The organism is Kineococcus halophytocola (genome assembly GCF_041276425.1).
GTDB lineage: Bacteria > Actinomycetota > Actinomycetes > Actinomycetales > Kineococcaceae > Kineococcus > Kineococcus halophytocola.
This window is the reverse complement of sequence record NZ_JBGFTU010000016.1, coordinates 100,087-108,808: the sequence shown is the minus strand read 5'-3', so window position 1 is coordinate 108,808 and position 8,722 is coordinate 100,087. Positions and strand designations below refer to the sequence as shown.

Here is an 8,722-nt window from a genome sequence, read left to right as displayed (position 1 = left end):
CGGCGGCGGCGGGGACCAGGTCGCCGATGGCGTGGACGTGGACGTCGGGGAAGGAGGTGAGGTTGTCCAGGTAGGTGCCGGAGATGACGCCGGCGCCGATGATCCCGATCCCCACCGGCCCGGTGCGGGTCTCGGTGCGGGTCTGCGGCGCGCTCACGCCCGCACCCCCGTGGTCGGGGCCGTGGGTGGGGCCGTGGCGAGGAGGCGGGCGCGGGTGGTCGGCGGGGGGCTCGACGTCCGGGACGCGTCGACAGCGGTGGGCATGGGCGGAACTCGTCCTTCCAGAGGTGACGGACGTCCGTCAGGACGCCCTCGTCCCCGGTCCGCACGCGAACCGAACCGGTTCAGCAACCGTACGTCGGCACCTCGTCACCACGCCAGCCCTCGCGGCCCTCGTTACGATCCGCGCGTGACCCAGGGGCTGACCGAGGACGAGCTGCGCTTCCTGCACGAGACGTTCGACCTGGCCCGGGAGGGCTCGACGGCGGCGCTCGCCGCGCGCGTCGACGCCGGCGTCCCGGTGGACCTCACCAACTCCGCCGGCGACACCCTGCTCGTCCTCGCCGCCTACCACGGGCACCCCGAGACGGTCGGTGCCCTCCTGCAGCGCGGGGCCGACCACGCCCGGATCAACGACAAGGGGCAGACGGCCCTGGGGGCGGCCGTCTTCCGGCGCTCGCGCCCGATCGTCGACCTCCTCCTCGACGCGGGGGCCGACCCCGCGCTCGGGCGGCAGTCCGGGATCGCCGTGGCCCGGTTCTTCGACCTGCCCGAGATGGCCGCCCTGCTCGCGGACCGCGGCGCCGGGGCCTCCTGACGCCGCAGGTGCGTCTGTCGTGACCCGTCGTGCCCGCAGGTGCGGATAGCATCCCCGGGTGCCCACGTACCGCGTCCGTGAGGTCGCCGACCTGCTCGGCGTCTCCGACGACACCGCCCGCCGCTGGATCGACAGCGGGGCCCTGCCCAGCGGCAAGGACCTCGCCGGCCGCACCGTCGTCGAGGGCGAGGCCCTGGCCGCCTTCGCGGTGCGCACCGCCGCCACCGCCGCGACCGACACGACGTCGGTGGCCCGCTCCGCCCGCAACCGCTTCGCCGGCCTGGTCACCCGCGTCGTCGCCGACGGGGTCATGGCCCAGGTCGAGATGCAGTGCGGTCCGCACCGCGTCGTCTCCCTCATGAGCGCCGAGGCCGCCGCCGAGCTCGGACTGGAACCGGGCAGCCGGGCCACGGCCGTCGTCAAGGCCACGACCGTCATCGTCGAGACCCCCCGGGGGCGCTCGTGAGGACCCGGCCCGCGCTCGCCGCGGCCGTGACCGTGGCCGCACTGCTGACGGCCTGCGGGTCGGGCGGGCCGCCCACCGGCGGCGACGGCCCGAGCGCGCAGGAGCGCACGCTCACCGTCTTCGCGGCCGCCTCCCTCACCGGGCCGTTCACCCGCATCGGCGAGGAGTTCGAAGCGGCGAACCCGGGGGTGCGCGTGCGGTTCTCCTTCGCCGGTTCCTCCGACCTGGCCACCCAGATCGGCGAGGGCGCCCCCGCCGACGTCTTCGCCTCGGCCGACGAGAGGACCATGACCCAGGTCACCGACCGGTCGCTGACCGCCGGGGACCCCGTCGATGTCGCCACGAACGTCCTGCAGATCGCGACCGCGCCCGGCAACCCCACCGGCATCACCGGGTTCGCCGACCTCACCCGGCCCGGGCTCAAGGTCGTCGTGTGCGCCGCGCAGGTCCCGTGCGGGGCGGCGACCGGGACGGTCGAGTCGGCCACGGGGGTGCGGCTGTCGCCCGTCAGCGAGGAACCCTCGGTCACCGACGTCCTCGGCAAGGTCACCTCCGGGGAGGCCGACGCCGGACTCGTCTACGTCACCGACGTGCGCCGCGCCGGGGACGCGGTGACGGGCGTGCCGTTCCCGGAGTCCTCCCGCGCGGTGAACACCTACCCCGTCGCCGCGCTGCGCGACGCCGCCGACGTCCCGCTCGCGCAGGACTTCGTCGGGTTCGTGACCGGACCGCAGGGCCGGGACGTGCTGCGGGACGCGGGGTTCGGCACCCCGTGAGACCACGCGGCGCCGTCGGCCGCAGGGACGGGGCGGGAGCGGGCAGCGCGCTGCCCCGCTGGGTCCTCCTGCCGGCGGGCGCCGGGCTGGCGCTGTTCGTGCTGCCGCTGCTCGGCATCCTCTCGCGCGTGCCGTGGACGCGGTTCGGTGCGCTCCTCACCTCCGAGTCCGCCCTCACCGCCCTGCTGCTCAGCCTGCGCACCGCCTCGGTGAGCACCGTCCTGTGCGTCCTGCTCGGGGTGCCGATGGCCCTCGTCCTGGCCCGCGGGCACGTCCCGGGCACGCGGGTGCTGCGCTCGGTCGTCCTGCTGCCGCTCGTCCTGCCCCCCGTGGTCGGCGGGCTGGCGCTGCTGTGGGCGCTGGGCCGCAACGGCCTGCTGGGCCCGGCCCTGTCGGTCCTGGGGATCGAGGTCGGGTTCAGCACCGCGGCCGTCGTCCTGGCGCAGACGTTCGTCTCGCTGCCGTTCCTCGTGCTGAGCCTGGAGGGGGCGCTGCTGAGCGCCGGCGACCGGTTCGAGGCGGTCGCCGCGACCCTGGGCGCCCGGCCGGGCCGGGTCCTGCTCCGGGTCACCGTGCCCCTCGTGGCACCGGGCCTGGTCTCCGGCGCGGTGCTCGCGTTCGCCCGGTCGCTGGGGGAGTTCGGGGCGACCCTCACCTTCGCCGGCAGCCTGCAGGGCGTCACCCGCACGCTGCCGCTGGAGGTCTACCTCCAGCGCGAGACCGACCCCGACGCCGCCGCGGCGATGTCGCTGCTGCTGGTCGTGGTGGCCGTCGTGGTCGTCGTCGCCGTCCGGGGCCGGCGGTCCGCGCCGTGAGCCTGCACGTCGACGTCCGCCTCACCGCCCGCGACCTCGACGTCGCCCTCGACGTGGCGACCGGGGAGGTCGTGGCCGTCCTGGGGCCCAACGGGGCCGGGAAGTCGACCCTGCTCGCCGTCCTGGCCGGGCTGCTGCGCCCCTCGGCCGGCAAGGTCGTGCTCGACGGCACCGTCCTGGCCGAGGGGTCCGGGACCTTCGTGCCGCCGCACCGCCGCGGCGTCGGCCTGCTGGCCCAGGAGGCGCTGCTGTTCCCCCACCTCGACGTCACGGCCAACGTCGCCTTCGGGCCCCGCAGCGCCGGCGCCTCCCGCGCCCGCGCCCGCACCCGGGCCCTGGAGGTCCTAGCCGAGGTGGGCGTCGCCGACCTCGCCGCCCGCCGGCCGCGGGAACTGTCCGGCGGGCAGGCCCAGCGCGTCGCGATCGCCCGCGCCCTGGCCGCCGACCCCCGGCTGCTGCTGCTCGACGAGCCCCTCGCCGCGCTCGACGTGACCGCCGCCCCCGAGGTGCGGCAGGTGCTGCGCCGCGTCCTGGCCCGCGGCGACCGGTCGGCGCTGCTCGTCACCCACGACCCCCTGGACGCCCTCGCGCTCGCCGACCGGGCCGTCGTCGTGGAGGGCGGCCGGGTCACCGAGAGCGGCCCCGTCCAGCAGGTCCTGACCGCCCCGCGCAGCCGGTTCGGCGCACGGCTGGCCGGCCTGGACCTGCTGCCCGGCGTCCTCACCGCCGAGGGCCTGCGCACCCGCGACGGGGGGCTCGTCGCCGGGCTGGCCGGGGACCCGCCGGCCGCCCCCGGGGGTCGCGGCGTCGCCGTCTTCAGCCCCGCGGCCGTCGCCGTGCACCCCCGCGACCCCGGCGGCAGCCCCCGCAACCGCTGGGCCGCGACCGTCGTCGACGTCAGCCCCCGCGGGGAGGTGGTCCGGGTCCGCACCCGGCTGGAGGCCCTGCCCGAGCACGACGTCCAGGCCGACGTCACCCTCGCCGCGGCCGCCGAGCTCGACCTGGCCCCCGGGGCCGCGGTGCACCTCGTGGTCAAGGCCACCGCTGTCCGGTTGCACCCCACCGTCTGACGGGGACCGCGTGAGGTCCCGGTAGACGTTCGGTGGACGCGGACGCGCACCGGCGCCCCCTAGGTTCGGCGGGTGCTCGTCCTCGACTCCATCACCCGCCGCTTCGGGGAGCGTCTCGCCCTCGACGACGTCTCGTTCACCGTCCCGGACGGACGCATGGTCGGTTTCGTCGGTGCCAACGGCGCCGGCAAGACCACGACCATGCGCATCGCGCTCGGGGTGCTCGCCGCCGACTCCGGGACGGTCACGTTCCGCGGGACGACGCCCGACCTGGCCACCCGGCGCCGCTTCGGCTACATGCCCGAGGAGCGCGGCCTGTACCCCAAGGGCCGGATCCTGGAGCAACTGGTCTTCCTCGCCCGGCTGCACGGCGTCGACCGCGCGGTGGCGACCCGCCGCGGCCAGGAGCTGCTGGAGCGCCTGGGTCTGGGCGAACGCTCCCGCGACAAGCTCGAGTCGCTCTCCCTGGGCAACCAGCAGCGCGTCCAGGTCGCGGCCTCGCTCATCCACGACCCCGAACTGCTCGTCCTGGACGAACCGTTCTCCGGCCTGGACCCCCTCGCCGTCGACTCCATGGCCGAGCTGCTGCGGGAGAGGACCGCCGCGGGGGTGGGGGTCCTGTTCTCCAGCCACCAGCTCGACCTCGTCGACCGGTTGTGCGACGACCTCGTCGTCCTGCACGGCGGTCGCGTCGTCGCCGCCGGCGAACCCGAGGAGCTGCGCCGCGAGCGGGCCGGGTCCCGCTACGAACTCGTCGCCGACACCGACCTGGGCTGGCTGGAGGAGGTCCCCGGCGTGCGCGTGGTGGAACGTCACGCCCGCGGCGCCGTCCTGGACCTGTCCGGCGGTGACCCGGCCGGCGGTGACCTGGCCGGCGGCGCCGCCGGCCTGGACCAGCAGGTCCTCGCCGAAGCCGTGCGGCGCGGCCCCGTCCGCTCGTTCGCCCCCCAGCTGCCCAGCTTGTCCGAACTGTTCCAGGAGGTGTCCCGGTGAGGGGCCAGTGGTGGATCGTCGCCCAACGCGAGATGAGTGAACGCCTGCGGGACAAGGGGTTCATCTTCTCCACGGCGCTGCTGTTCGTCATCGTCGCGCTCGCGGCCGTGCTGCCGGGACTGCTCTCGGGGGGTTCGGACGACTACGACGTCGCCGTCACCGGCGACTCGCGCCCGTACGTGGAGAAGGCCCAGCCCGGGGAGGACCCCGGCACCCGGGTGAGCCTGCGGGAGGAACCCGACGCGGCCGCCGCCGAGCAGGCCGTCCGTGACGGTGACGTCGACGCGGCCGTGCTCGTCACCGGCACCGGCGTGCAGGTCGTGGGCGACCGCTCCGTCTCGGACACCCTCGACGGCGTCCTGTCCGCCCGCATCGGCACCGCCCAGACGGTGGCCGCGTTCCAGGCGCTGGGGGTCGGGCCCGACGACGCGCGCGCGGTCCTGTCGCTGCCCCCGCCGGCCACGGTGCTGCTGGCCCCCGACGCGGTGGACCCCTTCATGGTCTACCTGCTGGGCCTGGCCTTCGCCGTCCTGTTCTTCCAGATCGTCCTCATCTTCGGGTACTCCATCGCCCAGAGCGTCGTGCAGGAGAAGCAGACCCGGGTCATCGAACTCCTCGTGACCACCGTCCCGGTGCGCCAGCTGCTCATCGGCAAGATCCTCGGCAACGGGATCCTGGCGTTCGGGCAGATCCTCGTGCTCGTCGTGGCCGGGGTCCTGGCCCTGCGGTTCGCCCAGCCCGAACTGCTGGACTCGATCCCCGGGATCCCCGCGGCGGCCGCCTGGTTCCTGGTGTTCTTCGTCTTCGGGTTCGCGATGCTGTCGTGCCTGTGGGCCGCGGCCGGGGCGATGGCCAGCCGGCTGGAGGACCTGCAGTCCACGGCCACCCCGGTGCAGATGTTCGTCATGCTGCCGTTCTTCGCCTCCTTCGCGGCCAACGAGCCGGGCACGTTGCAGACGGTCCTGTCCTACGTCCCGCTGTCCTCGCCGATGGTCATGCCCAAGCGGGTCGTGCAGGGCGACGTGGCGCTGTGGGAGCCGTTGCTGTCCCTGGGGGTCATCGCCGTCACGGCGGTGCTGTTCGTCGCGGTCGCGCGCCGCCTGTACGAGAACAGCCTCCTGCAGACGGGCCGGTCGCTCGGTTTCGCCTCCGCGTGGCGGAAGGCCGCCTGAGGCCTGGCAGGATCGCCGGGTGAACGAGTTCGGGCAGCGGGTCGTCGGCGTCGGTCCCTGGGAGGGGCCCTGGCCCGACGACCCGCGGTTCGACCCCGAGCTGCTCGCCGAGGGCGACCGCCGCAACGTCGTGGACCGGTACCGGTACTGGTCCAACGCCGCGATCGTCGCCGACCTGGACACCCGCCGGAACCCGCTGCACGTGGCCGTGGAGAACTGGCAGCACGACGCCAACATCGGCTCGGTCGTGCGGACGGCGAACGCCGTCAACGCCGCCGGGGCGCACGTCGTGGGCCACCGGCGCTGGAACCGGCGCGGCGCGATGGTCACCGACCGGTACCTGTCGGTGCACCACCACGCCGACGTGGCGGCCCTGGCCGTCTGGGCGGCGCAGCGGGGCCTGCCCGTCGTCGGCATCGACAACGTCGAGGGGTCGGTGCCGCTGGAGACCTACGACCTGCCGCGCGAGTGCGTGCTGCTGTTCGGGCAGGAGGGCCCGGGGCTGACCGACGAGGCGGTCGCGCACTGCGTGGACGTGCTGGCCATCGCCCAGTCCGGCTCGACCCGCTCCATCAACGTGGGCGCCGCCGCGGCGGTGGCGATGCACGCGTGGGTGCGCCGGCACGTCTTCGGCCAGCGGCCGTAGCGCCACAGGCCGGCGGCCGCAGCGCCACGGCCGGTCCCCGTGGGGCCGGGCGGGGGCCGGGACGACGAACGCCCCGGGCCCGGCGGGAGCCGGACCCGGGGCGGGTCGCACGTCAGCGGGGCCGGGGGCCCGGGGCGCCTCAGGGCAGGACGAGCACCTGGCCGACGCGGATGTGCGCGGGGTTGTCGCCGATGGCGGCGCGGTTGGCGTTCCACACCGACACGTAGCCGCCGGGGACGCCGTGGTTCACGGCGATCCGGTAGAGCGTGTCGCCGGGGGCGACGACGTGGCTGCGGATGGCGGCGGGAGCGGCCTCGGCGACCGGCTCCGGTGCGGGGGCCGGGGCGGGCGCAGGAGCCGGGGCGGGCGCGGGGGCCGGAGCGGGAGCCGGGGCCGGGTGCAGCAGCGCCGCCTCCATGCCGGCCGGGTCGGCGGCGCCGCGCAGGCCCAGCTTGCGCGAGCAGGACGGCCAGGCGCGCCAGCCCTGCTTGGCCAGGACGCGCTCGGCGACGACGATCTGCTGCTCGCGGGAGGCGAGGTCGGCGCGGGGGGCGAACTGCCCGCCGCCGAAGCCGGTCCACGTGCGGGCGCTGAACTGGATGCCGCCGTAGTAGCCGTTGCCGGTGTTGATGTGCCAGTTGCCGCCGGACTCGCACTGGGCGAGGCGGTCCCACTCCTGCACGGGGGCGGCGGAGGCGCTGGAGACCGGGGCGAGCAGCGCGGCGCCGGCGGCACCGGCCGCGGCGGTCGCGAGCAGGCCGCGGCGGGCGAACTTCGTGGTGCGGGACGCGCGGTGGCGCGCGGGGGCGCGACGGATCGCAGACATGTGACCTCCAACGCCTGCGAGGTCAGCTGTCGGGTTCGGGTCGAAGGTGGGTTGACCCGGCCGCGGGCGCGGCTTCACCCCGAGGACTCCCGCCGGGGCGGTCGTCCGAGGAACGTGTGGGTCCCCCGCTCCTGCCCACGGGCTCTGCTTCCGGCGCGGTGGGCAGGACTCGGCGTTCCGCGGCCGTGTCCCCGGGGAGCCCCGGGAACATCCCGACCGTAACAAGTCAGCGGTCCGCCGTACACCGTCCCGCGACCTGTCCGTGACCTGCGCCCGCACCGGTGAGCGGGCGGCAGCCCTCGCGCGTGACGCAGATCACGCCCTGGGTGCCGCCGTCAGCTGTTCGCGAGCAGCTTCGCGACGGCGTCCTCGATGCGCGTGGTGAAGTCGCCGGCCCGTTCGCCCTCGCGGCCGTGCAGCGGCTCTCCGAACGTCACGTGGATCGGCGGACGGCCCTTGACCGGCCAGTTCCGCTTCGGCGGCATGGCGTCGAAGGTGCCGCGCAGCGCGATGGGCACCACGGGCACCCCGGCGTCCAGGGCCAGGTACGCCGCGCCCTTCTTGAAGGGCCGCATCTCGCCGGTGTAGCTGCGCCCGCCCTCGGCGAAGATCACCAGGCTCCAGCCGTCGGCCAGCAGCTGCGAGGACGGGTTCTGCCCCCGGCCCCCGCGCCGTTCCAGCGGGTAGGTGCCGATGACCAGGCCCGAGGGCGCGGCCCGCCACCAGACGTCGAAGAAATAGTCGGCGGCGGCGGCGATCGCGACCCGGCGCCGGCGGCGCGGCCCGAGCGCCTCGAGGATGACGGGGGCGTCCAGGTGGGAGGAGTGGTTCGCCACCAGCACGGCCGCCGTGCCCAGCCGGTCCAGCACGTCGACGTCGTGCACCTGGATGCGCACCTGCGAGCGCATGAGCGGGGTCATCAGGACCCGCTGCAGGGTGGCGCGCACGGCCGTCGCCGGCGCCGAGCGCACCCAGTCGTTGCGGTGGACGGCGCGGCCGCCCCCACCGGGGTCGGAGGGGCCGGCGGGGCGGCGGCGCAGCAGCGGCAGCGCCCGCACGATCCGGGTCGGTCGCGGGATCCCCATCAGCCTCGCCACCCTCCGGTCCTCGACACACCGGCGGTCCCTGACGGTGCGGAGTT

The 8,722-nt window shown here is 75.7% G+C and carries 10 protein-coding genes, 1 pseudogene and 1 riboswitch; of the genes and pseudogenes, 8 read left to right on the top strand and 3 right to left on the bottom strand.

The features are described 5' to 3' along the window. Positions 1-157: pseudogene (locus AB2L27_RS14535) on the bottom strand (Gfo/Idh/MocA family protein); the annotation flags it as partial. 252 nt (positions 158-409) lie between these two features. Here AB2L27_RS14535 and AB2L27_RS14530 point away from each other — a divergent pair. The 8 genes from AB2L27_RS14530 (at position 410) to AB2L27_RS14495 (ending at position 6,755) form a co-directional block, all read left to right on the top strand. After that, positions 410-817: an ankyrin repeat domain-containing protein gene (locus AB2L27_RS14530; protein WP_370442195.1), complete on the top strand. Its 408-nt coding sequence runs from the start codon at positions 410-412 to the stop codon at positions 815-817. A gap of 58 nt (positions 818-875) precedes the next feature. Then, the gene (locus AB2L27_RS14525; RefSeq protein WP_370442194.1) at positions 876-1,283 is read left to right on the top strand and encodes a TOBE domain-containing protein; all 408 of its coding nucleotides are present in this window, start codon (positions 876-878) and stop codon (positions 1,281-1,283) included. Beyond that, on the top strand, positions 1,280-2,059 hold the full coding sequence (gene modA, locus AB2L27_RS14520; RefSeq protein WP_370442193.1) for a molybdate ABC transporter substrate-binding protein: 780 nt from the start codon (positions 1,280-1,282) through the stop codon (positions 2,057-2,059). The genes AB2L27_RS14525 and modA overlap by 4 nt, the downstream gene beginning before the upstream one ends. Beyond that, positions 2,056-2,874: an ABC transporter permease gene (locus AB2L27_RS14515; protein ID WP_370442192.1), complete on the top strand. Its 819-nt coding sequence runs from the start codon at positions 2,056-2,058 to the stop codon at positions 2,872-2,874. Before modA ends, AB2L27_RS14515 begins: the two co-directional genes overlap by 4 nt. Further along, positions 2,871-3,944 carry a sulfate/molybdate ABC transporter ATP-binding protein gene (locus tag AB2L27_RS14510; RefSeq protein ID WP_370442191.1) on the top strand — a complete coding sequence of 358 codons (1,074 nt, stop codon included), beginning with the start codon at positions 2,871-2,873 and terminating at the stop codon, positions 3,942-3,944. Before AB2L27_RS14515 ends, AB2L27_RS14510 begins: the two co-directional genes overlap by 4 nt. 72 nt (positions 3,945-4,016) lie before the next feature. After that, positions 4,017-4,937, top strand: coding sequence for an ABC transporter ATP-binding protein (locus AB2L27_RS14505; RefSeq protein WP_370442190.1), 921 nt, complete (start codon positions 4,017-4,019; stop codon positions 4,935-4,937). Then, positions 4,934-6,109 carry an ABC transporter permease gene (locus tag AB2L27_RS14500; protein ID WP_370442189.1) on the top strand — a complete coding sequence of 392 codons (1,176 nt, stop codon included), beginning with the start codon at positions 4,934-4,936 and terminating at the stop codon, positions 6,107-6,109. The genes AB2L27_RS14505 and AB2L27_RS14500 overlap by 4 nt, the downstream gene beginning before the upstream one ends. A 19-nt stretch (positions 6,110-6,128) precedes the next feature. Next, a complete protein-coding gene (locus AB2L27_RS14495) occupies positions 6,129-6,755 on the top strand; it encodes a TrmH family RNA methyltransferase (RefSeq protein ID WP_370442188.1) in 627 nt (208 codons plus the stop codon). Between the two features lie 139 nt (positions 6,756-6,894). On the opposite strand, the gene AB2L27_RS14490 is transcribed toward AB2L27_RS14495, so the two are convergent. Both AB2L27_RS14490 and AB2L27_RS14485 read right to left on the bottom strand, forming a co-directional pair. Then, entirely contained in the window at positions 6,895-7,581 is a 687-nt protein-coding gene (locus tag AB2L27_RS14490; RefSeq protein WP_370442187.1) for a transglycosylase family protein, read from the bottom strand. Next, positions 7,578-7,747: riboswitch (cyclic di-AMP (ydaO/yuaA leader) on the bottom strand. Its footprint overlaps the gene before it by 4 nt. 169 nt (positions 7,748-7,916) lie before the next feature. After that, entirely contained in the window at positions 7,917-8,678 is a 762-nt protein-coding gene (locus AB2L27_RS14485) for a lysophospholipid acyltransferase family protein (RefSeq protein WP_370442186.1), read from the bottom strand. Positions 8,679-8,722: the final 44 nt, after the last annotated feature.